At 71.5% G+C, this 24558-nt stretch carries 25 protein-coding genes; 5 read left to right on the top strand and 20 right to left on the bottom strand.

Annotation, left to right across the window (positions count from 1 at the left end; translation table 11 throughout):
* Window positions 1-26 precede the first annotated feature (26 nt).
* The 5 genes from ACZ561_RS07990 to ACZ561_RS07970 all read right to left on the bottom strand — a co-directional run bounded on the left by ACZ561_RS07990 (window position 27) and on the right by ACZ561_RS07970 (window position 4352).
* On the bottom strand, window positions 27-1358 hold the full coding sequence (locus ACZ561_RS07990; RefSeq protein ID WP_470990906.1) for a beta-xylosidase: 1332 nt from the start codon (window positions 1356-1358) through the stop codon (window positions 27-29).
* A 194-nt stretch (window positions 1359-1552) separates the two neighbouring features.
* Entirely contained in the window at window positions 1553-2026 is a 474-nt protein-coding gene (locus tag ACZ561_RS07985) for a hypothetical protein (RefSeq protein WP_470990904.1), read from the bottom strand.
* 199 nt (window positions 2027-2225) lie between these two features.
* On the bottom strand, window positions 2226-2588 hold the full coding sequence (locus tag ACZ561_RS07980) for a cytidine deaminase (RefSeq protein ID WP_329120733.1): 363 nt from the start codon (window positions 2586-2588) through the stop codon (window positions 2226-2228).
* A gap of 27 nt (window positions 2589-2615) precedes the next feature.
* Window positions 2616-3344 carry a hypothetical protein gene (locus tag ACZ561_RS07975; RefSeq protein ID WP_470990902.1) on the bottom strand — a complete coding sequence of 243 codons (729 nt, stop codon included), beginning with the start codon at window positions 3342-3344 and terminating at the stop codon, window positions 2616-2618.
* A 120-nt stretch (window positions 3345-3464) separates the two neighbouring features.
* Entirely contained in the window at window positions 3465-4352 is an 888-nt protein-coding gene (locus ACZ561_RS07970; RefSeq protein WP_470990900.1) for a helix-turn-helix transcriptional regulator, read from the bottom strand.
* Between the two features lie 92 nt (window positions 4353-4444).
* Here ACZ561_RS07970 and ACZ561_RS07965 point away from each other — a divergent pair, with 92 nt between their 5' ends.
* Window positions 4445-5833 (top strand): MFS transporter, encoded by a 1389-nt coding sequence (locus ACZ561_RS07965; protein ID WP_470990898.1) that lies wholly within the window; start codon window positions 4445-4447, stop codon window positions 5831-5833.
* A gap of 9 nt (window positions 5834-5842) precedes the next feature.
* On the opposite strand, the gene ACZ561_RS07960 is transcribed toward ACZ561_RS07965, so the two are convergent.
* From ACZ561_RS07960 to ACZ561_RS07940, 5 genes are all read right to left on the bottom strand, one after another.
* On the bottom strand, window positions 5843-6196 hold the full coding sequence (locus ACZ561_RS07960; protein WP_470990896.1) for an MmcQ/YjbR family DNA-binding protein: 354 nt from the start codon (window positions 6194-6196) through the stop codon (window positions 5843-5845).
* Complete coding sequence (locus ACZ561_RS07955; RefSeq protein WP_376433745.1) at window positions 6193-7479, bottom strand: hemolysin family protein; 1287 nt, start codon at window positions 7477-7479, stop codon at window positions 6193-6195. Before ACZ561_RS07955 ends, ACZ561_RS07960 begins: the two co-directional genes overlap by 4 nt.
* Before the next feature lie 7 nt (window positions 7480-7486).
* Window positions 7487-7984, bottom strand: coding sequence for an rRNA maturation RNase YbeY (ybeY, locus tag ACZ561_RS07950; protein ID WP_329120722.1), 498 nt, complete (start codon window positions 7982-7984; stop codon window positions 7487-7489).
* Window positions 7985-7996: 12 nt separating this feature from the next.
* Window positions 7997-9019: a PhoH family protein gene (locus ACZ561_RS07945; RefSeq protein ID WP_470990893.1), complete on the bottom strand. Its 1023-nt coding sequence runs from the start codon at window positions 9017-9019 to the stop codon at window positions 7997-7999.
* A 106-nt stretch (window positions 9020-9125) separates the two neighbouring features.
* Window positions 9126-10241, bottom strand: a complete 1116-nt coding sequence (locus ACZ561_RS07940) for a PfkB family carbohydrate kinase (protein WP_470990891.1) — start codon at window positions 10239-10241, stop codon at window positions 9126-9128.
* 260 nt (window positions 10242-10501) lie between these two features.
* On the opposite strand from ACZ561_RS07940, the gene ACZ561_RS07935 reads away from it, so the two are divergent.
* Window positions 10502-11836 (top strand): MFS transporter, encoded by a 1335-nt coding sequence (locus ACZ561_RS07935; protein WP_470990889.1) that lies wholly within the window; start codon window positions 10502-10504, stop codon window positions 11834-11836.
* Window positions 11837-12086: 250 nt separating this feature from the next.
* Here ACZ561_RS07935 and ACZ561_RS07930 read toward each other — a convergent pair whose 3' ends face one another.
* From ACZ561_RS07930 to ACZ561_RS07905, 6 genes are read right to left on the bottom strand one after another with little or no spacing between them, the layout of a single operon-like run.
* Window positions 12087-13085 (bottom strand): adenosine deaminase, encoded by a 999-nt coding sequence (locus tag ACZ561_RS07930; protein WP_470990887.1) that lies wholly within the window; start codon window positions 13083-13085, stop codon window positions 12087-12089.
* A gap of 4 nt (window positions 13086-13089) precedes the next feature.
* On the bottom strand, window positions 13090-13992 hold the full coding sequence (locus ACZ561_RS07925) for a ribonuclease Z (RefSeq protein ID WP_470990885.1): 903 nt from the start codon (window positions 13990-13992) through the stop codon (window positions 13090-13092).
* Between the two features lie 3 nt (window positions 13993-13995).
* Window positions 13996-14355, bottom strand: coding sequence for a histidine triad nucleotide-binding protein (locus ACZ561_RS07920; protein WP_376433733.1), 360 nt, complete (start codon window positions 14353-14355; stop codon window positions 13996-13998).
* Between the two features lie 53 nt (window positions 14356-14408).
* Complete coding sequence (locus ACZ561_RS07915) at window positions 14409-15497, bottom strand: tetratricopeptide repeat protein (protein ID WP_470990883.1); 1089 nt, start codon at window positions 15495-15497, stop codon at window positions 14409-14411.
* Window positions 15497-16558, bottom strand: a complete 1062-nt coding sequence (locus ACZ561_RS07910; protein ID WP_470990881.1) for a tetratricopeptide repeat protein — start codon at window positions 16556-16558, stop codon at window positions 15497-15499. The genes ACZ561_RS07915 and ACZ561_RS07910 overlap by 1 nt, the downstream gene beginning before the upstream one ends.
* A complete protein-coding gene (locus ACZ561_RS07905) occupies window positions 16555-17916 on the bottom strand; it encodes an AAA family ATPase (protein ID WP_470990879.1) in 1362 nt (453 codons plus the stop codon). The genes ACZ561_RS07910 and ACZ561_RS07905 overlap by 4 nt, the downstream gene beginning before the upstream one ends.
* A gap of 94 nt (window positions 17917-18010) precedes the next feature.
* Between ACZ561_RS07905 and ACZ561_RS07900 the strand changes: the two genes are divergently transcribed.
* Window positions 18011-18379: a hypothetical protein gene (locus ACZ561_RS07900; RefSeq protein ID WP_470990877.1), complete on the top strand. Its 369-nt coding sequence runs from the start codon at window positions 18011-18013 to the stop codon at window positions 18377-18379.
* On the opposite strand, the gene ACZ561_RS07895 is transcribed toward ACZ561_RS07900, so the two are convergent.
* From ACZ561_RS07895 to hrcA, 4 genes are all read right to left on the bottom strand, one after another.
* Window positions 18376-19119 carry a 16S rRNA (uracil(1498)-N(3))-methyltransferase gene (locus tag ACZ561_RS07895; protein WP_470990875.1) on the bottom strand — a complete coding sequence of 248 codons (744 nt, stop codon included), beginning with the start codon at window positions 19117-19119 and terminating at the stop codon, window positions 18376-18378. The two genes, ACZ561_RS07900 and ACZ561_RS07895, sit on opposite strands and share 4 nt — an antisense overlap.
* A complete protein-coding gene (locus ACZ561_RS07890) occupies window positions 19116-20192 on the bottom strand; it encodes a nitronate monooxygenase (protein ID WP_470990873.1) in 1077 nt (358 codons plus the stop codon). The genes ACZ561_RS07895 and ACZ561_RS07890 overlap by 4 nt, the downstream gene beginning before the upstream one ends.
* A 178-nt stretch (window positions 20193-20370) precedes the next feature.
* Window positions 20371-21507 (bottom strand): molecular chaperone DnaJ, encoded by a 1137-nt coding sequence (gene dnaJ, locus ACZ561_RS07885; protein ID WP_329120695.1) that lies wholly within the window; start codon window positions 21505-21507, stop codon window positions 20371-20373.
* Window positions 21508-22527 carry a heat-inducible transcriptional repressor HrcA gene (hrcA, locus tag ACZ561_RS07880; protein ID WP_470990870.1) on the bottom strand — a complete coding sequence of 340 codons (1020 nt, stop codon included), beginning with the start codon at window positions 22525-22527 and terminating at the stop codon, window positions 21508-21510. It lies immediately after the preceding gene.
* A 150-nt stretch (window positions 22528-22677) separates the two neighbouring features.
* Between hrcA and ACZ561_RS07875 the strand changes: the two genes are divergently transcribed.
* Both ACZ561_RS07875 and ACZ561_RS07870 read left to right on the top strand, forming a co-directional pair.
* On the top strand, window positions 22678-23406 hold the full coding sequence (locus ACZ561_RS07875; protein WP_470990868.1) for an MBL fold metallo-hydrolase: 729 nt from the start codon (window positions 22678-22680) through the stop codon (window positions 23404-23406).
* Window positions 23407-23416: 10 nt separating this feature from the next.
* Window positions 23417-24217 carry a DUF3097 domain-containing protein gene (locus ACZ561_RS07870; protein ID WP_470990866.1) on the top strand — a complete coding sequence of 267 codons (801 nt, stop codon included), beginning with the start codon at window positions 23417-23419 and terminating at the stop codon, window positions 24215-24217.
* Window positions 24218-24558 lie beyond the last annotated feature (341 nt).

Here is a 24558-nt window from a genome sequence, read left to right as displayed (position 1 = left end):
CCGGCCCGCTGTGAGCGTTTCTGCGGTCAGCTGAGCGTGAGCGTCAGGACGCCCGCGTACGAGCCGGGCGCGGTGAACGCCGGGACGTCGAGGGAGACCTTGGCGTCGACGGTGAACTCACCGCCGGTGACCGTGCCGTTCGGGGTCGAGGCGAGGGTCGCCCCGCCACTCCCGACCGTGCCCGCGGAGCCGGGGACGCAGGTGCTGGGGCTGCCGGCCTTGGTGGTGCAGGCAGGGGTCCAGCTGAGCTTTCCGGCGCCGATGGAGCCGCCGGGTCCGGTGAAGTCGGTGACCTTGCCGGTCAGGGACCAGCCCGCGGGGCCGCCGCGGAAGTCCTTGACCGTCACCGTCTTCAGATCGCCGGTCGCCGCGCCGCCCTGACCGAAGTCGACGGACGACAGCTGGACCGTGTCACCGGCCTGGGTCATCGACAGTTCGCCCGCCGTGACGGCCGCAGTGAGCTTCTGGCTGTTCGGCGGTTGCGGGGTGTCGTCGATGACGGTGTACGCGGCAGGTCCGGCGCCCTTCTCCGGATCCCAGGCCGCCCCCTCGTACGCCACGACCCCGGTGGTCGCCTTGTCGTTGACCATCAGTCGGGCGGTGAACCCGCCCTGGCTGTCGGTCGTGACGGTCATCCGGTCGGCGGTCTCCGCCGCGCCGGAGCGGCCGACGACGGTGACCTCGGCGAGCGGGGTGAACTTGGCGCCGGTCACGGTGACCCGGACGCCCGGTGCGCCGGAGGGCGTGGCGAGCGAGATGTTGCGCTCGTTGGCACCCGGCTGCGCGCTCGCCGTGATCGTCTCGGAGACGGGGGCGGGCGGGTTGGTGACCGTACAGGGGGTGTCCAGCTCCATGATGTAGCTGGTGTGGATGTTGTAGTCGCCGGGCGAGAGGGTGATCGAGCCGGGCGCGGTGACCGTGAAGGTGCCGGTCATCGAGAACGGCGGGAACGCTCCCTTGCCGGGGACGGGGTCGTTCTTCTTGGGTCCGGTGACGGTGACCGCGCCGGACTGGGCGCCACCGAGGACGACCTTGCCGCTCGGGGTCATGATGTCGGCCGGAAGGGCCAGGTCGACCGGGTTGGACGCGGCCGGTTTGGTGACCTTGTAGGTGACCGTGACCGTGTCGCCGACCTTGGGCGTGGGCTTGTCCACGGTGATCTCGGCGGTCGTGGTGCCGTCGATGGGCGGGATGCCGGCGATCGGCGGCGGGACGCAGTGCGTGGGGAAGTCCACCGCCTGGGACGCGGCCGCCAGGGCGCCGGCCGGAGCGGCCAGCGCGCCGCTTGCGACCGCGAGTGCGGCGACGCCGAGGGCGGCGGTCCAACGCCGTCTTCGGGTCGGTGTTCTCAGAGCCATGTGTGCCCCCTCCTGAGGGATGAGAGGGCGCCATTGACGGCCGCGCGCGAGGAGAAGTCAATGGAATCGAAATGCACCGACTGATGGCCCATCAGGTAATGTCAAGATCGACGTTTTACCTGGTCAGACGCTTGCGCAACACAGGCACCGGCGCCGCCTGAGGCGACGCCGGTGAGGGGTGGAACAGGGGCCCGTCAGAAGACGAACGGCCCCGGCGACTGCGAGGTGACCGCGTCGCAGTTCACGGTCACCCCGAAGATCGTCATGGTGAGGGCGGTGCCCGCGAAGTACGAATCGAGACTGTCGCCGACGGCCACGGTCCCACTGAGCGGACCGATGGTGACGGACTGGTTCGCGGCGAGCGCCGGGTTCTTCTGACCGCTGAACACTCGGGTGCCGCCACCGCCCTTGGCCATCGTCAGCTGGGCGTTGATGGTGTCGGCGCCGACCGCGACGGGCGTCTTGACGGCCGAGGTGAGGGTGATCGTCGCGGCCGTGCCGCTCTGCGTGGCCTGGAGGGTGGCGAGACCGCCGCCCCAGATCCCGCAGTCGTACGTGGCCGTGGCGGTCCCCGGAGCGACGGCGGCGGCCGCCGGGGCGAAGGCGAGTCCGGTCACGGCGAGCGCGCCCGCGAGGACCGCACCGATTCCTAAGTTGCTGCCTCTCATGAGGTCGTACCCCTTCCCGATGAAGCACGCAGGGGTGCGGACGCTGCGTGAAGGCGTAGATCTGACGGCCCGTCGGGCGGACCGCTGTCATTGACGCGCAACGGACCGGGGAAGACAAGAGAAGGTTCGTTGATTCTTCACAAACACGCAAAGGGGGCCCGGCACATCGCCGGACCCCCTCGGAATCTCCCGTCGGACCTCAGCCCGCCGTGACCGCCGCGCGCAGCTGCCCGTCGGGGCCGGCGAGCAGTACCGGGGTCTCGGGGCCACCGAGGTCGCGCACCGCCGCGCGGTCCTCGTCGGAGGCGGCGTCGGCGGTCGACACGACGGCCGCGGCCTCCAGGGACTGGGCTCCGCTGGCCACGGCCATCGCGACCGCGGTCCGGAGAGCGCTCAGCTTGAGCGACTCCAGGGCCACGGTCCCTGCCACGTACGTGCGGCCGGTCTCGTCCCGTACCGCCGCGCCCTCGGGTACACCGTTGCGGGCCCGGGCGCTGCGCGCCAGCGTGATGATCTTGAGGTCCTCGGCGCCGAGATCGCCGTGGTCGGGGTTGAGTGTCATGCCCCGAGCATAGGTCGGGGCACGGACTCAGCTCTGCGCGCCCTTGACGAACTTGTCGGTGGCGAGCTTGGCGAGGGCGTCGAAGTCCTTGTGGCCAGAGGCGTTGGGCGGCACGTGGGAGATGCGGGCGACGCCGGTGCCCTGCCGCACGACGAACATGTTCGACTCGACATTCATGGCGAGGTCGGCGATCTTCATCTTCAGCCGGAAGGCGTGCGACTCCTCACCGGCCTTCGGGCCGGCGAGCTTCTCGGCGGTGACGGTCATCTTCATGCCCTGGAGGTCGGCGGCGAAGCCCTTGCAGGTGTCCAGCGAGGTGCCGAGCGCCTTGACGAAGTCCGTGGCGCCGGCAGCCGGGAAGGTGAAGACCTGGCTGTCGAGGCCGGTCGTGTCGCTGACCCGCTCGAAGGTACCGGACGGGCCCATCGTCGCCCCTGCGATGGTGTCGGCCATCAGGCCGGCGAGAGGCTGGCACTCCGCCTTGTCCGCCTTCGGCTGGATCTGGTCGGTGTCGGACGAGCCGCTCTTCCACCCCGACGGCAGGTCCTTCACCTCAAGGCTGGCGGCCTTCATCTGAGCCGCCGTCAGCGGCGTGGCCGGCTTGGCGGCCGGCGCGGACGAGGTCTGCCCCGCGGCCGGCTTGTCGGCTGCCTTCTTGGTGTCGTCCTTGGCGTCACCGCCACCGCACGCGGCGGTGAGGGAGAGCGCGGAGACGGTGAGGGCCGCGGCCAGGCCGTGACGTATGCGAGTGCGCATGAGGAAGTGCCCCTTGGGGGTACGAGGGTGAGCGGAATGTCCCGTACCACCGCATCGCGATGATCGGATCGTGTGGAGGATATAGGTGAGGTGTGACATTCCTGTGTGCAGGCCCCCGTCTCAGCCCGCGATCGGGAACATCGCCCCCCGCCGCCCCTCCGGGGAGACCAGCCACTCCAGCTTCGCCGCCGTGTCGTCCTGCGGCAGCGGGGTGTGCATGATGATCGTCAGGTCGGGCCGTGCGGGCACCCGCAACTGCGTGGATTCCACGTGCAGGACGCCGACGAGCGGGTGCTCGATCTCCTTGCGGATCTGGCCGCCCGGGGAGATGTCCTGTCGCTCCCACAGCTCGGCGAACTCCTCGCTCGCCGCCTTCGCCTCCTCCACCACCGCGCGGAAACCCTCGTCGTCGGGGCACTCCGAGCACGCGGCCCTGAACTGGGCGACGACCTGCGGGGCGAGCCGCCGCCAGTCGGTCGAACGGGAACGGTAGATCGGGTCGGTGAAGAACGAGACGAGGCAGTTCTGCGAGATCTCGGGGCGCATCCCGAGGACGACGGACGCCGACTCGTTGTACATGATCGTGTTCCAGTACGCGTCCATGATGTGCGCCGGGAACGGCATCCAGGCGTCGATCAGCCGACGCAGCCCCGCGCACATGTCCCGCGCCTCCGGATCGACCTCCGGCGCGGGCGGATTGAGCCCGGCGAGGACGTACAGATGGCGCCGCTCCGCCCCGGTGAGCCGCAGCACGCGCGCCACCGAGTCGAGCACCTGAGGCGAGACCGTGATGTCCCTGCCCTGCTCCAGCCACTGGTACCAGGAGACCCCGACGCCCGCGAGGACGGCGACCTCCTCGCGGCGCAGGCCGGGCGTACGGCGACGGGCGCCGCCGTCCGGCAGACCGGCCTCGGTCGGCGTGACCCGGGCCCGACGGCTCATCAGGAACTCGCGCAGTTGGGCCAGTCGGTGCCCCTTGGCGTCCGTGCTCTCGACCGCTGTGGCCACGTCTGCTTCCTCCCCCGGGATGCCTGGTGGTGCGACCAACAGGATAAGTTCCCGCTCCCCACGCTTGTTCCCGCGCGCCGAGGGTGGTTGCCATGGCAACCACCCTCGCACCCCCGCCCCCGACCCAGCCGGCCCTGACCGGCCGCTCCCGGCTCATCCTCTTCGTGCTGTGCGCGGCCCAGTTCATGGTGGCCCTGGACTTCTCCGTACTGAACGTGGCACTGCCCGTCCTCGGCGCCGATCTCGGTCTCGACGCGTCCGCGCTGCAGTGGGCGGTGACCGCCTTCGCCCTGCCGTCCGGCGGGTTCCTGCTCCTCTTCGGCCGCATCGGCGACCTGTACGGGCGCAAGAAGCTGTTCCTCGCGGGACTCGCGCTCTTCGGAGCGGCCTCGCTGCTCGCCACCTTCGCCTGGGACCCGGCCTCGTTCCTCGCCGGGCGCGCCCTGCAGGGCCTGGGCGCGGCCGCGATCGTGCCGACCGGCATGTCCCTGCTGACCACGACGTTCCCGGAGGGTCCGCAGCGCGACCGGGCCCTCGGCATCTCGGGCACTCTGCTGTCGCTCGGCTTCACGATCGGTATGGTCCTCGGCGGTGTCATGACCGACACCCTCGGCTGGCGCTCGACGATGGGTCTGCTCGCCCTGTTCACACTGATCGTGCTGCCGCTGGCACCGGGCCTGCTGCCCGAGTCGCGGACCCCCGACCGGCCCCGGCTCGACGTGCCGGGCGCGGTGACCGTGACGGGTGGGCTGCTCGCCGTGATCTACGCCCTGTCGACGGCGGCCGAGCGCGGCTTCGGCGGCGCGGACGTCCTGGTGACGCTGGTGGCCGGGGTGGCGCTGCTGGGCGCGTTCGTGCTCGTCGAGTCGCGGCACGCGGCCCCGCTGGTCTCGCTGCCGATGCTGCGCCGGCGGACCGTGGCGTTCGGCAATCTGGGCGGTCTGATCACCTTCTCGATGATGTCCGTCGTCATCTTCGTGCTGACCCTGTACCTACAGGAGACGCTGGGGCTCTCGGCCTTCGCCACCGGCCTGGTCTTCGGTGTGCAGGGCGCCGTGTCCGTGTTCGCCGGGACGATCGTCCCGAAGGTCATCGGCCGGTTCGGCGCCCGTCGCGTCCTGGTCTTCTCGCTCATGGGGCAGGGGCTGTTCGTGTCGACGCTGCTCGCCATCGGCACCGAGTCGGGCGCGATCCTCGCGGGGGTCGGCGTCTCGCTGGCGTCCATGTGCCACCTGGGCGCGATCATCTCGTACGGGGTGACCGTCACCTCCGGCGTCCCGGACGAGGAGCAGGGCCTGGCGACCGGCCTGGTCACCACCACGCAGCAGGTCGGCCTCACCGTCGGGATCCCGCTGCTCGGGGTGCTCGCCACCACGGGCGGGGACCTGTACGGAGGGGTCCGCACGGTCCTCGCCCTGGACGCGGCGATCGTGCTCGGTACGGCGGTGCTGATCGGCCTGGGTCTGCGGCGGAAGGCCTGAACCCGGACTCTAAGGCCGGTCGAGGCGGAGCCGTACCGTCTTCGGCAGACCGGCGACCACCAGGTCGTAGGAGTCCTCGATGAGCTCCCGGACCATCCGGTCCGGGAGCCCGCCGACCACCACGGTGTTCCAGTGGCGCTTGTTCATGTGATAGCCGGGGGCGACGGCCGGATACTCCTCGCGGAGCCGTACGGCCTCCTCCGGCTCGCACTTGAGGTTGATGCTCAGGGGCCGGCCGTCCAGCGAGGACAGCGCGAACATCTTCCCGGCGACCTTGAAGACGGAGGTGTCCGGCCCGAAGGGGAACTCCTCCGTCGCGTCGTTGAAGTCCAGGCAGAAGGCGCGCAGCTGGTCGGGGGTCATTCCGGCTTCTCCTCCGGTTCCACGAGGACGGTGACGATCTTGTTCCGCCGGCCTGCCGGGGACTCGGCCGTCAGCCGCAGCGTGCGGCCGTCCGGCAGTTGCACCTTCGCCTTCGCACCCGCGATCGGCACCCGGCCCAGCGCCTTGGCGAGGAGTCCGCCGACGGTCTCCACGTCCTCGTCGTCGTACTCGTCCGGGCCGAAGCCGTACAGCTCGCCGAGGTCCCCGATGTCGAGGCGGGCGGTGACGCGGTAGCGGTCGTCGCCCAGCTCCTGGACCGGCGGGAGCTCGCGGTCGTACTCGTCGGTGATCTCGCCGACGATCTCCTCCAGGATGTCCTCGATCGTGACGATCCCGGCCGTGCCTCCGTACTCGTCGATGACGACGGCGACATGGTTGCGCTCCTGCTGCATCTCACGCAGCAGGTCGCCGGCGTTCTTGGTGTCCGGCACGAAGGCGGCGGCACGCATCGCCGTGGACACGAGGTCGGCCTCGGCGTCGCGGTTGATGTGCGTCTTGCGGACCAGGTCCTTCAGATACACGATGCCGACTATGTCGTCCTCGTTCTCACCCGTGACGGGGATCCGCGAGAAGCCGGAGCGCAGCGCGAGCGTGAGCGCCTGACGGACGGTCTTGAACCGCTCGATGCAGATCAGGTCGGTGCGGGGCACCATGACCTCCCGTACGAGCGTGTCGCCGAGCTCGAAGACGGAGTGCACCATCCGGCGCTCGTCGTCCTCGATCAGCGACTCCTGCTCGGCCAGGTCGACCATCGCCCGCAACTCGGCCTCGGAGGCGAAGGGGCCCTTGCGGAAGCCCTTCCCGGGGGTGAGCGCGTTACCGATGAGGATCAGCAGCTGCGGGATCGGGCCCATGATCCTGGCCAGCGGCAGGAGGACGTACGCGGAGGCCGTCGCCGTGTTCAGCGGGTGCTGCCGGCCGATGGTGCGCGGCGAGACGCCGACGGCCACGTACGAGACCAGCACCATCACCGCGATGGCGACGAGCAGCGCCTCCCAGGTCTCGGCGAACTCCTCCAGGCAGGCGTACGTGACGAGGACGCCGGCCGCCATCTCGCAGGAGACCCGCACGAGCAGCGCCACGTTGAGGTAGCGGGTGGGGTCGGCGGCGACCTGGGCGAGCTTCTCGGCGCCGCGCCGCCCCGACCGTACGGCCTCGGCGGCACGGAAGCTGGAGACACGGGCGATTCCGGCCTCGGCACAGGCGGCCAGCCAGGCGACGATGACCAGGCCGACCGCGCCGAGGATGAGCGATGCGTTCATCGGAGGCTCAGGAGACGGTCGGCGCCGGGGACGGGCCGGTCAGGCCCTTCTCCGCGCGCCAGCCGTCGACGATGGCCGCCTGGAGGCCGAACATCTCGGCCTTCTCGTCGGGCTCCTCGTGGTCGTAGCCGAGCAGGTGCAGCACTCCGTGGACGGTGAGGAGCTGGAGCTCCTCGTCCATGGAGTGCTGCGTCGGCGCGTCCTTGCCCTGCTGGGTGGCTACCTCGGGGCAGAGCACGATGTCGCCGAGGAGCCCCTGCGGGGGCTCCTCGTCGTCCTTCGCCGGCGGGCGCAGTTCGTCCATCGGGAAGGACATGACGTCCGTCGGGCCCGGCAGGTCCATCCACTGGATGTGGAGCTGCTCCATCGCCTCCGCGTCCACGACGATCACCGAGAGCTCGGAGAGCGGGTGGATGCGCATCCGCGCGAGGGCGTAGCGAGCGATGTCGAGGATCGACTGCTCGTCGACCTCGGTTCCGGACTCGTTGTTGACGTCGATCGACATGGTGCTTCTGCGCTACTTCCCGTTGCGGCTGTCGTACTGCTCGTACGCGTCGACGATACGGCCGACGAGCTTGTGCCGGACGACATCCTGCGACGTGAGCATCGAGAAGTGGACGTCCTGGACTCCGTCGAGGATGTCCCGGACCTGACGCAGACCGCTCTTCGTACCGCCGGGGAGGTCGACCTGCGTGATGTCACCGGTGATGACGATCTTGGATTCGAAGCCGAGGCGGGTGAGGAACATCTTCATCTGCTCGGGGTTCGTGTTCTGCGCCTCGTCGAGGATGATGAAGGCGTCATTGAGGGTCCTGCCACGCATGTACGCCAGCGGCGCCACCTCGATCGTGCCCGAGGCCATCAGCTTCGGGATCGAGTCGGGGTCGAGCATGTCGTGCAGCGCGTCGTACAGCGGCCGCAGATACGGGTCGATCTTCTCGTAGAGCGTGCCGGGCAGGAAGCCGAGCCGCTCGCCCGCCTCGACGGCCGGCCGGGTCAGGATGATCCGGGTGACCTGCTTGGACTGCAGGGCCTGGACCGCCTTGGCCATGGCCAGATATGTCTTGCCGGTGCCCGCGGGGCCGATGCCGAAGACGATCGTGTGCTTGTCGATCGCGTCGACGTACCGCTTCTGGTTGAGGGTCTTGGGGCGGATGGTGCGGCCGCGGCTGGAGAGGATGTTCTGCGTGAGCACCTCGGCCGGAGTCTCCTGGCCTGCCTCCGCCTTGCCGTTCTCGCTCGCCCTGAGCATGGCGATCGAGCGTTCCACTGCGTCCTCCGTCATCGGCTGTCCGGTGCGGAGCACCAGCATCATCTCGTCGAACAGGCGCTGGATCAGAGCGACTTCCGCCGCCTCGCCCACCGCGCTGACCTGGTTGCCCCGGACATGGATGTCGGCCTTCGGGAACGCCTTCTCGATCACGCGCAACAGGGCGTCACCGGAGCCGAGAACGGTCACCATCGGATGCTTGGCGGGGACGGTGAAGTGGGCGCGGGTCTCGCCCTGCGCACCATTGGGGGCTGTGGGTGTCTGAGTCATGGGCCGGCACTGTGGCCTGCACATACCTCCCGTTGCAGGGTTCTCGCTGCTCGACAACCTCTGGGCTACCAAGCCTACGACTTGTCACTGACAAGGCCGAAGGCTTTTACGAGTGCGCTGCTCTGAACCCGATGGTCGGGACCGCACGGCGCAGGGGCCAGGGGCGGGAGCCCGCGGGGAGGAGGGGTTCCAGGAAGGCGTAGCGGCCGCGCAGGGCCTCCGGGTCCTGGCAGACGTGGTCCTGGACGTGCTCCCACCAGGCGGCGACCTCGCCCCAGCCGGGCGCGGAGAGCGAGCCGCCGAACTCCTGCACCGACAGTGCCGCGATGAGTCCGGCGAAGGCCAAACGGTCGGCGAGCGGCCAGCCCGCGAGCGTCCCGGTGACGAACCCGGCCACGAAGACGTCACCGGCGCCGGTCGGGTCGAGGGCGGAGACCTCGATGGCCGGCACCTCGGCGGTCTCCCCGGTGGCCCCGTCGACGGCGTAGGCACCCTCGGAACCCAGGGTGACCACGGCGTAACGGACCTTGTCCGCGAGCGCGCGGGCGGCGGCCCGCGGGCAGTCGGTACGGGTGTACCGCATCGCCTCCTGCGCGTTGGGCAGGAACGCCTCGCAGTGCTCCAGGTCGCTCAGGCCGTTCAGGTCCCAGCGGCCGGTGTCGTCCCAGCCGACGTCGGCGAAGACCTGCGCGCCGCCGCGTGCGGCCTGGGCGACCCACTCCTCGGCGCGCCCCGGCACGAGCGAGGCGACCGCGGCGCGGGCGTGCGGCGGGTAGGCGGGCAGGGCGCCGTCCAGCGGCGGGGCCTCGTGGCCGTGGGAGACCATCGTGCGCTCGCCCTCGTACGCCATGGAGACGGTGACCGGGGAGTGCCAGCCGGGCACGGTCCGGGAGAGCGAGAGGTCGATGCCCTCGCCCTGCTCCAGGGCGTCCCAGCAGTACTCGCCGTAGTGGTCGTCGCCGAAGGCGGCGGCGAGCGAGGTGCGCAGGCCGAGGCGGGCGAGCGCGGTGGCCATGTTGGCGACACCGCCGGGGCTGGAGCCCATGCCTCGCGCCCAGGACTCGGTGCCGCGCACGGGGGCGCTGTCGAGGCCGGTGAAGATGATGTCGAGGAAGACCGTGCCGGTGAGGAAGACGTCGCAGTCGGGGTCGGTGGGCTCGCGCAGGCACACCAACGGGTCGACCCCTGCGTCGTGTTGCTGGTCTCCCCTTGCTGTGGTCACGGCGACCTCCCCGAACGTGGTGCGGATCAGGTCAGTGTGCCTGATGGGGGTCCGGTGACGGGGGTGACGCAGTCAGGAAAGCGGCCGCATCTACCCGGAGAATCCGACCCCAAACCCATAGTGACCCAGATCACAGGAAGAAGGGGTGAAATTCGCCCTGTCCGGGCTTCTCCGGACCGTCGGTTGCTTGATACATATGTCCCGCGATCCCGTGCAACACCGGGCGCTCCTCCCCCTCTCCTTTGTTCCCTGGAACGCCCATGTTGTCGCGCCCGCGTGCCCTGGGGCCCCTTGTCGCCCTGTTCACGGCCGGTTATCTCGCCCCGTACCTGCTGCCGACCGTCGTCGGCCGGCTCTCCGCCGGACTCGGTCTCACCCCGGCCCAGGCGGGCCTCGTCGGATCGGTCCTCCTCCTCGCCTCCGCCTCCGCGGGCTTCACCCTCGCCTCGCGCGTGGAGCGGTTCGGGCCGCGCCGGACGGCGCGGGCCGGGCTGCTCGCCATGTGCGTCGGTTACGGCGCGGCGGCGCTCACCGCGAGTGTTCCGCCGGTGATCGGCGGCGCGGTCGTCGGTGGCTTCGGCTCGGGTACGACGCTGGCGGTGGCCGCGGCGGGCATCGCCGCGCAGCAGGATCCGCACCGGGCCTCGACGCTCGGTCTGCTCTCGGTCTCGGCGACGGCCGGCGCGCTCTACCTCACGCTGCCGCACCTCGGCGGCGGCCACGCGCTGCCGTTCGCGTCGATCGCGCTGGCGGCGGCGCTGGTATGGCCACTGACGGGCGGCCTGGCGGGCGGGACGAGGCGGGCGGATGCCGACCGCCTCGTCGAAACGCCGGGCAGGGGGTCGCCGCTCCCCCACCGGCGTTCGGGCCTCGTGCTCGCCGCCGCGATCCTGCTCTGGTCCATGGCGCAGAACGCCCTGTGGGGCGTGAGCGGCCGGATCGGCCTCACCCAGGCCGGGCTCGGCGAGGTCACCGTCGGTGCGGTCTTCGCCGTGGCGCTGGGGGCCGGGCTCGCGGGTGTCACGGCGGCCGGGGCGCTCGGCTCGCGGCTGGGCCGCGCGGTACCGATCGGCGCCGGTACGGCGATCATCGCCGCCTGTGTCCTGGTCAGTTCGAGCGCCGGGAGCCTGCCCGCCTTCGCGACCGGCGAGATCCTCTGGAACCTCTTCTATCCGGTCGTCCTGTCCTACCTGCTGGGCCTCGCCGCCTCCCTGGACCCGCGCGGCCGCTGGGCCGTGCTCGTCGGCTCGGCGTCCTCCCTGGGCGTGGCCTGCGGCCCGGTCGTCGGCAGCGTCCTGTCCGCGCGGGCGGGGTACCCGGGCATGGGCGTGGTCCTGTGCGTCCTGCTCCTGCTGGTCGCGGGCCCGATGACCGCGGTCGCCCTGCACACCTCGGGCCGCCCGCTGGTCCCGGGCTCCGTCCGGCGCCGCGGCGGCGCCCCGGCCGCCGTGCTCGCGGGCACGACGACCGCCGCCACGGGCCTCGTCCCGCAGATGGGCGCGCCGGAGCAGGAGGTCACCGAGATCCCGGTCCCGTCCCGCCGCCGCGCCGACCGCCGCGCCTTCCGCCTGGCCCGCCCGAGCGACCGCGGGTAGCTGTTCCTTCCCGACCCCGCCCCTTCCCGAACCGGGGCTCCGCCCTGGACCCCCGTACGGCCCGCGGCCGTGTCCTCGAACGCCGGAAGGGCTGGTTCTTCGCCCGCGGGGCGGAAGATGCAGCTGCGCTGGGGACCCCCTACGCCCTTAGGGCGTAGGGGGAGTTCGAGGCGCGGGGTCTGGGGCGGAGCCCCGGTTCGGGAAGGTGCGGGGTGGGGAAAGCGCCCGCCGCAGGCGCCTCGCCCGCCCCCTACTCCGCGTCGAAGTCGTACGCCTCGACCTCGGCGAGATACCGCGCCCTGCGCTCCTCCTCGTCGTCGAGGAACGACGCCTCGAAGGAGTTGCGGGCCAGCGTCCTCAGCTGCTCCCGGTCAAGACCCAGCGCACCCCGCACCGCGTCGAAGGTGTCGCCCACGTATCCGCCGAAGTACGCCGGGTCGTCGGAGTTGACCGTCGCCATCAGACCGGCGGCCAGCATCGACGCCAGCGGGTGGTCCTCCAGGATGTCGATCGCCCGCAGGCGCACGTTCGACAGCGGGCAGAGGGTGAGCGGCACCCGCTCGCGCACCAGGCGTGACACCAACTCGGGGTCCTCCATGCAGCGCAGCCCGTGGTCGACCCGCTCCACGCCGAGGACGTCCAGGGCCTCGCGGATGTACGCCGGCGGACCCTCCTCGCCCGCGTGGGCGACCTTCCGCAGTCCGAGCGCCTCGGCAGCCGCGTACACCTCACGGAACTTCGACGGCGGGTGGCCGACCTCCGCCGAGTCCAGACCGACACCGGTGATCCGGTGCAGATACGGCCTCGCGGCCTCCAGCGTCGCCATCGCCGACTCGGCGGACTCGTCGCGCAGGAAGCACATGATCAGCCGCGTCGAGACGCCGTGCTTCTCCTCGGCCCCGTCGAGCGCACGCCCCAGGCCCTCGATCACCGTCCCGATCGGCACGCCACGGGCCGTGTGCGCCTGCGGGTCGAAGAAGATCTCCGCGTGCCGCACGCCCTGCGCCGCCGCCCGCGCCAGGTACGCGTCGGCGAGCTCGGTGAAGTCCTCGGCCGTGTGCAGGACGGCCATCAGCCCGTAGTACAGGTCCAGGAAGGACTGCAGATCGCTGAAGAGGTACGCCTTGCGCAACTCCTCGGTGTCCGCGTACGGCAGGGTGACGCCGTTGCGCGCGGCCAGCGCGAACGCCAGCTCGGGTTCGAGGGTGCCTTCGATGTGGAGGTGGAGTTCGGCCTTGGGGAGGGGCATCGATCTATCTTTTCGGTAGGGGGACCCGCATGAGGTCCTGGGCAATGCTCAGTTCGCCGTCGAACCCGGCCGCCCGCGCCTGCCGTTCGAACTCGGCGGGATCGCTGTACCGCTGCGAGAAGTGGGTCAGGACCAGGTGCCGCACTCCCGCGTCGCGGGCGACGGCAGCGGCCTGTCCGGCCGTCAGATGGCCGTGGTCGGCGGCGAGCCGGACGTCCTCGTCGAGGAAGGTCGACTCGATGACGAGCATGTCGGCGCCCTCGGCGAGCGCGTGCACACCGTCGCAGAGCCGGGTGTCCATGACGAACGCGAACCGCTGCCCGCGCCGGACCTCGCTGACCTCCTCCAGCGTCACGCCGTTCAGGACGCCCTCGCGCTGGATCAGGCCGACGTCCGGGCCCTTGATGCCGTGCGCGGCGAGCCGTTCGGGCAGGATGCGGCGCCCGTCGGGCTCGGTGACCCGGTAGCCGTACGACTCCACCGGGTGCGACAGCTTGTACGCGTCGAGGGTGTACGGCTCGGTGACGGCGAGGGGCCCGTCGGCGGCCACCGGGGCCTCCGTCAGCTTCACCGTCTCGCGGTAGGCCGTCGCGTACCGCAGCCGCTCGAAGAAGCGCTGCCCGCTCGCCGGGTAGTGCGCGGTCACCGGGTGCGGGACCTGGTCGAGGTTGATCCGCTGGATCACGCCCGCCAGACCGAGGGAGTGGTCGCCGTGGAAGTGCGTGACGCAGATCCGGTCGATGTCGTGGGCGGCCACCCCGGCGCGCAGCATCTGGCGCTGGGTGCCCTCGCCCGGGTCGAAGAGGATGCCCTGCCCGTCCCAGCGCAACAGATAGCCGTTGTGGTTGCGGTGCCGGGTCGGGACCTGGCTGGCGGTCCCGAGCACGACGAGTTCACGTACGGACACGTCTTATCCGGGGGGCCAGTTGAGGCCACGGCCGCCGAGGACGTGCGCGTGGGCGTGGAAGACGGTCTGGCCCGCGCCGGCTCCGGTGTTGAAGACGATCCGGAAGCCGCTGCCGTCGACCTTCTCCTGGGCGGCGATCTCGCCGGCCTCGCGCAGCACGTCCGCGGCGATGGTCGGCGCGGCGGTGGCGAGCGTCGCGGCGTCGGGGTAGTGGACGCGCGGGATGACGAGCACGTGCGTGGGCGCCTGCGGGTTGATGTCCCGGAAGGCGACGGTCGTCTCGGTCTCGCGCACGATCGTCGCCGGGACCTCCCCGTCCGCGATCTTGCAGAACAGGCAGTCGCTCTGCGGCTCTCCGGCCATGGCCCGGGCCTCCTCGCCTTGGTGATCAGTACCCGGGCATCGTATCGGCCGTGTCACCGGCCGCGCTCGGCCGTGGGGGCGCGGCGCTGCAGGGCGGAGCGGCTCACCCAGTAGGTGATGATCACGATCCAGAAGAGCGGATAGCCGAGCGCCCCGACGACGGAGGCGTCCAGCGTCCACAGCGCCATCGAGACCATCGAGTGCAGACCCAGCAGTCCGACGGAGATCGCCATGGCGAGCACGGGCCGGCAGTTGCGTGCGACGAGGAGCATGGGGCGGCGCAGCCGCTGCGGTACGCGCCGGGTGATCCACACCGCCCAGCCGGCCCAGCCGCCGACGAGGACGAGCGCCCCGATCGCGTACGGGACGAGGGCCTCGGCGCCCGACGAACCGGTCCGCAGCGACGCCGAGCCGATGGCGGCGGCGACGAAACCGAGCAGGGCCACCCAGCGGGCTCCGGCGGCGGTGCCCCAGGCCATGGTCTCCAGGTTGTAGCGGGCCTGCCGGTCGTTCATGTCGAGGGCGGCGGACTCGACGAAGCCCTCGGCGGCCTTCGTCCACGCCCCGGGCCGGAGCCAGCGCCGGCGCAGGTGTAGCAGGGAGAGGTTGTTGTGTGCCTCGCTGCTCTGCGGGTCGAGCCGCAGCGCCGTCTCGTAGGCCTGCTTGGCGACGGCGTGGTTGCCGGTGCGCTGGGCGGTGAGTCCGACGAGGAAGTGCGCGTCGCTCTGCTCCGGTGCGAGAGCGACGGCGGTCCGGGCCGCCTCGTACGCCTCACGCCGGCGCTCCGTGCGGACGGACCGGTCGAGGACGGTACCGAGGGCGTAGTGGCTGCCCCAGTACTGCGGGGCGAGTTCGACGGAGTGGCGGGCGGCCTGCTCCGCCTCCTCGTACCTCGTCAGCGCGAGCAGGATGTGCGTGCGCATCAGCCAGGCCGGCAGCGAGTCGGGTTCGGCGTGCAAGGCCGATTCGATCGACTCGAACGCCTCCTCCTCACGGCCCAGGCGGTGCCGGCAGCGGGCCAGCAGGACCAGTGCGGTGGCGTCCTGCGGGTCGGTCGCCAGATGCTGGGCGGCGAGGGCTGCGGCCTGCTCGTACCGCCCGACGTCGAAGAGCGCGTCGGCCTTGTCCAGGGTGTGGCTCATCAGACCTTGTTCCGGTCGTGGGTGATGCTGAGCAGGTTCGGTACGAGTCCGAGCCAGAACAGGACCTGGGGGATCGTCCGGTCGGTCCACGGCACGAGGACGATCAACAGGGCGCAGAGCGTGGCGAGGACGGCCTGGCCGAGAACCACACGGGGCCAGAACAGCCGCCGCACGAGGTCGCGTACGGTCAGCTTCGCGCCGGTGCGCATCCGCAGATAGCGGCGCAGGGCGCCGAAGCCCCACACGGCCGCCATCAGGGCGAGCGCCCAGAGCCGGGTGCCGAGGTGGATGGGGAGTTCCTTCGGCTCCTCGCCGTCGGTGGGGAAGACGTCGAGGGTGACACCCGCCATGACCAGGCAGATGAGCGCGAGCCAGCGGGTGCCGCGCAACATCCGGTAGACGGCCTTGTCGAGATCGGAGCGGAGCGAGGCGGAGTCGGGGGCGGCGGCGAGTCCGCTCGCGTACACGTCGGCGGCCCTGGCGACGGAGGTGCCGGGCTTGGTGGCCTCGCGCTCGGTGCTCACGGTGACGGCGAGGGTGTGCGTCGGGTCGATGCGGATGAGCTCCCGGATGGCCTCGTCGGCCAGCTCGGTGCGCTCGTGGAACGAGGCGACCTTGTGCATGGTCTGCCAGGTGTAGGTGGCGTCCGGCCCCACCCGCACCGCCGCGTGGGCCTGCTCCAGCGCCTCCTCCGGGCGGTCCGGGGCCAGTTCGAGGAGCAGTTCGGCGAGATGACGGCGCGGGCCCCAGGCGTACGGGTCGATGCGGATCGCCTCGCGCTGTGCCGCCGCGGCCTCCTCCAGACGGCCGAGGTGGCGCAGCGCCACACCCCGCACGAAGTGGGCTTCGAGGTACTGCGGTTCGAGCCGCAGCGACGCGATGGCGGCGGCGAGAGCCTCGGAGGGCCGCCCGAGACCGATCAGGCACTGGCCCAGCACGGACCAGGCGTGGTGGTCGTCGGGGGCCTCGGCGAGGCGGCGGCCGATCAGCTCGTGGGCCTCCTCGTCGCGCGACATCTCGTAGAGGAGACTGGCCCGTTGGACCTGCGGATGGGGGCTCACAGCTTCCGCTTCTTCTTCAGATAGGCGACGAGATCGTCGTACATACCGCCGTCGTTGGCGAACATCGCCACGTTGCGGGCGGAGGCGAACCAGGACTCGCTCGACGGCCTGATCTGCTTCGCCGCGCCCAGCAGGTCCTTCATGTTGATCATGCGTACGGTGCCGGTGCGGGCGGAGTCGAGGAGCGCGGACTCGGCGGCCGTCTCGCAGAGATGGGCGAGGTCGGCGCCGGAGAAGTCCTCGGTGGCCTTGACGAGCTTGCCGAGGTCGACGGACTCGATGGGGCGCTCGCGCAGGTGGTAGCGGAGGATCGCCTCGCGGGCCGGGGCGTCGGGCGGCAGCACGAGCAGGGTGCGGTCGAGGCGGCCGGGGCGGCGAAGTGCGAGGTCCACGTCCCAGGGGACGTTGGTGGCGGCGAGCACGAAGACGCCTTCGTTCTCGGCACCGTCGACGCCGTCGAGCTCGGTGAGGAGCTGGTTGACGACGTTGCGCAATCCGCTGTGGTGGGTACGGGAGCGCTTCGCGCCGAGGGCGTCGAGCTCGTCGAGGAAGACGACGCAGGGGGCCTGGGCGCGGGCGGTCTCGAAGATGTCATGGACGTTCTTCTCGGACGAGCCGATGTACATGTCCAGGATGTCCGCGAGCGAGATCGACATGAAGCTCGCGCCGAGCTCACCGGCGACGGCGCGGGCGATGAACGTCTTGCCGCAGCCGGGCGGGCCGTAGAGCAGCAGGCCGCCGCGGAGCGACTTGCCGTACAGCTTGCGGAGTTCGGGGTTGCGCATGGGGGCGAGGAAGGCGGCCTCCAGGCGGTCCTTGACCTCCTGCATCCCGCCGACGTCGGCGAGGCGTACGGAGCCGGGGGCGTCGATGTCCCAGGCGGAGGCGTCCCCGGGGTCGCCGCTGCCGTCGGCGGTCAGCGGCTGCTCCAGGTCGCCACCGGCGCCGCTGCCGCTCTCGACGAAACGGGGCCCGACGAGGTCTCCGACCTCCTGCTCGGCCTTGTCCCAGTCGAAGGGTGAGGGCCGGCTGGGGGTCTCAGGGGCTGCCGGGGCTGCCGGGGCCGCGGGCGCCTCGGGCGCCGCGGGAGCCTGCGGGGCAGCGGGAGCCTGCGGGGCTTCGGGAGCCTGTGGGGCTGCCGGGGCGACGGCGGGCAGTCCCATCGCGCGGACCATCAGCGCACGTGCCGCCTCGTCACCCGGCGCGTGCTGGAGCGCGACGGCAGCCTCGGTGACGGCCTCGTCGCCTCGGCCCTCGGCGAGGAGCAGTTCGGCGAAGTGGAGCCGCAGGGGCACGTCTTCGGGCGCGGCGGCGACCGCTGCGCGCAGACTACGGATCAGGGGAGACTCGTCGGACATGCGGCCAGCCTATGAACCGACCCGCCACCCGCGCCCACCGGGTTCCCGAAATCCTGGTTGCCGGACCACCGGGTTCCCGGCATACCGTGGGCCCATGGGACGACGAGAACGCGTACCGCGCAGGCTGACGGTGGACGGCACGGTCTGGCTCTGGTCGGTCGGGCATCTGCATCCCCCCTGCCGGGAGCTGCTGACACTGCGCCGCGCCGACGCCCCCCACGCCCAACTGCGCCTGGTCTTCCAGGAAGGCCCGGCCCGTGTGACGCAGGGCGCGTACATGGGCGCGGGCCAGGTCGCGGACACCAAGGACGGCTACCTCAACCTCAACGAGCCCGGCGTGGTGCGCCGGTTCCTCGACGAGGCCACGGCCCGCGACCTCCTTCCGACGGCCCACGGCCTGCACGAGACGGACGGCTGGCCGCTGTTCGACACGCTGGTGGCGAAGGAGAAGCCGGCGGACTAGCTCCAGCGGCCCGTACGGCCGAGGAGGAGCGCGGTGGCCGCCGTGCCGGCCGTGGAGGTACGGAGCACGCTGCGGCCCAGCCGGTACGGCTTCGCGCCCGCCGCCTCGAAAACCGTCAACTCCTCGGGCGACACGCCCCCTTCGGGCCCGACGATCAGCACGATCTCGCCCTCGGCGGGGAGCGGGGCGTCCGCGAGCGCGCCGCTGGGGTGGTCCCGGTCCTCGTGCAGAACGGCGGCGAAATCGGCACCGGCGAGGAGCACCGCCACCTGCTTGGTGGTCATCGCGTCGGCGACCTCGGGGAAACGGGTGCGGCGCGACTGCTTACCGGCCTCGCGCGCGGTCGCCCGCCACTTGGCGAGCGCCTTCAGCCCGCGCTCGCCCTTCCATTGGGTGATGCAGCGGGACGCGGCCCACGGCACGATCGCGTCGACACCCGTCTCCGTCATGATCTCGACGGCCAGTTCGCCCCGGTCGCCCTTGGGCAGCGCCTGGACGACGGTGATCCGGGGAACGGGCTCCGGCTCGACCACGGTCGCCGAGACCTGGACGGTCAGCTGGTCCTTGCCCTCCGCGGCGACGACGACACAGTCGGCCGACGCGCCCCGCCCGTCCGTCAGGACGAGCTCCTCCCCCGCGCGCATCCGCTTCACGGAGACGGCGTGCCGGCCCTCGGGGCCGTCGAGGAGGAAGGAGCCGGGGCCTGGAACGGCCTCGACGACGAAGACGGGTGCGGTCATGAAGCGCTCCTGTGGGCCTGCGCGGTCAGTGCGGTGTCGAGTTCGGCGGCCAGCACCTCGACCAGCTGCCCCGCCGGGAGTTCACGGGCCAGCCGGTGGCCCTGGCCGGCCCACAGGGCCATGCCCTGGGCGTCGCCGGCGGTGGCCGCGGCCTTGCGCAGGGGGGCGGTGAGGTGGTGGATCTCGGGGTAGGCGGCGGGGGCGTACGGCCCGTGCTCACGCATGAAGCGGTTGACGAGCCCGCGCGCCGGCCGCCCGGAGAAGGCGCGGGTGAGCTCGGTGCGCACGAAGAGGGGGTTCGTCATGGCCTGCTTGTGCAGGGCGTGCGCGCCGGATTCGGGGCACACGAGGAACGCGGTGCCGAGCTGGGCGGCGTCGGCCCCCGCGGCGAGGACGGCGGCGATCTGCGCCCCGCGCATGATCCCGCCGGTCGCGACGATCGGCAGCTGGACGGTCTCCCGGACCTGCGTGACGAGGGTGAGGAGCCCGGTGCCCGCGACGGCGGCGTCCGGGTCGTCGCGGTGCGTCCCCTGGTGCCCGCCGGCCTCGACGCCCTGCACACAGACCGCGTCCGCCCCGGCCCACTGAGCGGCCTGGGCCTCCTCGGGCGAGGTGACGGTGACGATCGTGTACGTACCGGCACGGGCGAAGGCGTCGATCGTGTCCCGACCGGGGCAGCCGAAGGTGAACGAGACGACGGGGACCGGGTCCTCCAGGAGGATCGCGAGCTTCGCGTCGTACGCGTCGTCCCGCCCGCTGTCCGGGTCGCCGAGCTGTGTCTCGTACCAGGTGGCCTCGCCCGAGAGCTGGTGCCGGTACACCTCGATGGCGGCGGTGTCCCCGGGCTGTCCGCTCTGCGGCATGAAGAGGTTGACGCCGAAGGGCTGCCCGGTCAGCCCGCGCACCTGCTTGATCTCCTGGTACAGCCCGCCGGCGGTCTTGTACCCCCCGGCGAGGAACCCGAGCCCGCCGGCCTCGCACACGGCCCCGACGAGCTGGGGACTGGAGGCGCCACCCGCCATGGGGGCCTGCACGATCGGGTAACGGGAAAGATCGTTCAGTGCGGTGGACATGCAGGCATCGTGCCATACGGAAGGGCGGCACCCGCTCCCCGCGGATGCCGCCCTTCCAGGCACGACGTCCGGCCCACCGGCGGTTGGACGTGGTCTTCAAACGCGAGAACGGACCCTGCTGCCCCGGCTGACTGCACCGGCCCGGGGGCAACCCCCGGACCCCCGGCAATCACGCCACCTACCGACCGTTGAACGCATCCTTCAGCCGCGAGAACAGACCCTGCTGCCCCGGCTGGAACTGACCCGTGGGCCGCTCCTCGCCACGCAGCTTCGCCAGTTCGCGCAGCAGCCGTTCCTGCTCGGGGTCGAGCTTCGACGGCGTCAGCACCTCGACGTGCACGATCAGGTCGCCGCGACCGCCACCGCGCAGGTGCGTGATGCCGCGCCCGTGCAGCGGGATCGACTGGCCGGACTGTGTGCCCGGGCGGATGTCGACCTCCTCGAGGCCGTCGAGCGTCTGCAGCGGCACCTTCGTACCGAGCGCGCCCGCCGTCATCGGGATGGTGACCGTGCAGTGCAGGTCGTCGCCCCGACGCTGGAAGACCTCGTGCGGGATCTCGTGGATCTCGACATACAGGTCACCGGCCGGACCGCCGCCCGGACCGACCTCGCCCTCGCCCGCGAGCTGGATGCGCGTGCCGTTGTCGACACCGGCCGGGATCTTCACGGTCAGCGTCCGGCGCGAGCGGACCCGCCCGTCGCCCGCGCACTCGGGGCACGGGGTCGGGACGACGGTGCCGAAGCCCTGGCACTGGGGGCAGGGGCGGGAGGTCATGACCTGGCCCAGGAAGGACCGCGTCACCTGCGAGACCTCGCCGCGACCGCGACACATGTCACAGGTCTGGGCGGAGGTGCCGGGCGCGGCGCCCTCACCGGAACACGTCGTACAGACGACGGCCGTGTCGACCTGGATGTCCTTGGTCGTGCCGAAGGCGGCCTCGTTGAGGTCGATCTCCAGCCGGATCATGGCGTCCTGGCCGCGGCGCGTGCGCGAGCGTGGCCCGCGCTGCGACGCCGTCCCGAAGAACGCGTCCATGATGTCCGAGAAGTTCCCGAAGCCGCCCTGGCCGAAGCCACCGGCCCCACCGCCGCCGGACGCGGACAGCGGGTCACCGCCGAGGTCGTAGACCTGCTTCTTCTGCGGGTCCGACAACACCTCGTAGGCGGCGTTGATCTCCTTGAAGCGCTCCTGCGTCTTCGGATCGGGATTCACATCCGGGTGCAGCTCGCGCGCGAGCCGCCGGAATGCCTTCTTGATCTCGTCCTGGGACGCGTCGCGGCGTACGCCGAGTACGGCGTAGTAGTCCGTGGCCACTTACGACTCCGCCAGGATCTGTCCGACGTAACGTGCCACTGCGCGTACCGCTCCCATCGTTCCGGGGTAGTCCATGCGGGTCGGTCCGACCACGCCGAGTTTGGCGACTGCCTCGTCGCCCGAACCGTAGCCGACCGCGACGACGGACGTGGAGGTGAGCCCCTGATGGGCGTTCTCGTGCCCGATCCGTACGGTCATGCCCGAGTCCTTGGCCTCGCCGAGCAGCTTGAGGAGCACGACCTGCTCCTCCAGCGCCTCGAGCACAGGCCTGATCGTGAGGGGGAAGTCATGGCCGAAGCGGGTGAGATTGGCGGTGCCGCCGATCATCAGCCGCTCCTCGTGCTCCTCCACCAGGGTTTCGAGGAGGGTCGCGAGCACCGCCGACACCGTGCCGCGGTCCTCCGTCTCCTCGAACGACTCCGGAAGATCCTGCACCAGCTGCGGCACGTCCGCGAAACGGCGGCCGACGACCCGGCTGTTGAGCCGGGCCCGCAGGTCCGCGAGCGAGGTCTCGCCGAACGGCGCGGGGCAGTCGATCATCCGCTGCTCGACCCGGCCGGTGTCCGTGATCAGCACGAGCATCAGTCGGGCAGGGGCGAGCGAGAGCAGCTCCACGTGCCGGACCGTCGAACGGGTCAGCGACGGGTACTGCACGACGGCGACCTGGCGCGTCAGCTGCGCGAGGAGCCGGACCGTGCGTCCGACGACGTCGTCGAGGTCGACCGCGCCGTCGAGGAAGTTGTGGATGGCGCGCCGCTCTGGCGTCGACAGCGGCTTCACGCCGGCGAGCTTGTCGACGAAGAGGCGGTAGCCCTTGTCGGTCGGGATGCGTCCGGCACTGGTGTGAGGCTGGGCGATGTAGCCCTCGTCCTCCAGGACGGCCATGTCGTTGCGCACGGTGGCGGGCGAGACGCCGAGCTTGTGGCGCTCCGTGAGCGCCTTGGAGCCGACCGGCTCCTCCGTCCCGACATAGTCCTGGACGATGGCGCGCAGCACCTCGAGTCTGCGTTCGCTGAGCATCGCGCACACCTCCAGCTGTCGTATCGGTTTGCTCCGCTTTTGGCACTCGCCCTGCTCGAGTGCCAGGAATCCCCTGGCCAGTGTACGGCGGCGGGCATCGCTCCTGGCAAGGAGGCCGGGTCGCCGGGTCGTAGCGGATAGCGTCGCCGTATGGATGTCGATTGGGAAGAGTACGGCTGGGAACGGCTCGGGGACGGGGTGGGCAGGCGGCGGCTGCCCGTCTGGGACGCCACGGTGGGCCTGGTGCTCGGCGAGAAGGCCGTGCTGCTGTACGACACGGGCTCCACGCTCCGGGAGGGGGCCGAGCTGCGGGCTCAGGTGGAGGCCCTCACGGGCGGCAGGAGAGTGACGCACATCGCACTGAGCCACCCCCACTTCGATCATGTGCTGGGCACGGCGGTCTTCGCGGGGGCGGAGGTGTACGGGGCGGTCGGCCTGGACGAGCTGCTGCTGCGGGAGCGGGAGTCGCTGCGGGTGTCCGCGGTGCGTCACGGGGTCGAGGAGCCGGCGGCGACGGAGGCCGTGGACGTCCTCGTCCTCCCGCGCCACACGGTGTCGGGCGAGTGGACGCTGGACCTGGGCGGTCGGCAGGTGCTGCTGGCCAATGTCGGGCCCGGTCACTCGGGCCACGACCTGGCGCTCCTGGTCCCCGACACGAACGGGGCGGAGGTCGTCTTCTGCGGCGACCTGGTCGAGGAGTCGGGCGAGCCGCAGGCGGGCCGGGACGCGATCGGCTCCCGCTGGCCGGCGGCCCTGGACCGGCTGCTCGCGCTGGGCGGGGAGGCCGCGGTGTACGTGCCGGGGCACGGGGCGGTGGTGGACGCTGCGTTCGTGCGGCGCCAGCGGGATGAGCTGGCACGACGCTTCTCCGTCGCATAACGTCGCCCAAATGCGCAGCTACAACCCGGACCTGACGCCCCCTTGGAAGCGTTCCGCGCCCGTGCCGGAAGTACCGGCAGAACCGGACCTCGTCGTCGAGGAGGTCTCGACGGGCTTCTGTGGGGCGGTGATCCGCTGTGAGGCGGGCACGGTGACCCTGGAGGACCGGTTCGGCAAGCACCGGGTCTTCCCGATGGAGCCGCGGGGCTTCCTTCTGGAGGGCAGGGTGGTGACGCTGACCCGCCCTTCAGCCGCTCCGGCGCGCCCGAGTCGCACGGCCTCGGGCTCGATCGCGGTCCCGGGCGCACGGGCCCGGGTCGCGCGTGCGGGCCGGATCTACGTGGAGGGCCGCCACGACGCCGAGCTGGTGGAACGGGTCTGGGGCGACGACCTGCGCATCGAGGGCGTGGTGGTGGAGTACCTGGAGGGCATCGACGACCTCCCGGCCATCGTCGCGGACTTCGCCCCGGCGGCGGGCGCGCGCCTGGGGATCCTGGTCGACCACCTGGTGCCGGGCTCGAAGGAGTCCCGCATCGCGGCGCAGGTCTCGTCCCCGGACGTCCTGATCGTCGGCCACCCGTACATCGACGTCTGGGAGGCGGTGAAGCCGTCGTCGGTGGGCATCCCGGCGTGGCCGACGATCCCCCGGGGCCAGGACTGGAAAACGGGCGTCTGCCAAGCCCTGGGCTGGCCGGCCAACACGGGGGCGGCCTGGCAGCACATCCTGTCGAAGGTCCACTCGTACAAGGACCTGGAACCGTCGCTGCTGGGCCGAGTGGAAGAACTGATCGACTTCGTGACGGCACCGTAGAGCGAGCCCCGGAAACCCCCGAACGCCCCCACCCACCCGAACCCGGAGTGGGCAACTGATCCATCGGCCTCCCACCCACCCGAACCCGTTGTGGGCAACTGATCCATCGGCCTCCCACCCACCCGAACCCGTTGTGGGCAACTGATCCATCGGCCCGCCACCCACCCGAACCCGTTGTGGGCAACTGTTCCGCTGGGGCGGAACGGGTGGGCACAACCCACGGGGGCGGCGCCCTTGCAGGCCCCTCGTAGGAGGGCGGCACCCATTCACCCCCCCCCTCGCCCGGGGGCGGCGCCCTTACAGGCCCCTTGCCGGAGGGCGGCACGCCTTCACACCCCCTC

Source organism: Streptomyces sp. NPDC039609 (assembly GCF_055596705.1).
Note: the sequence above shows the minus strand (reverse complement) of the source record. Positions and strands in the feature narration are given on the sequence as shown.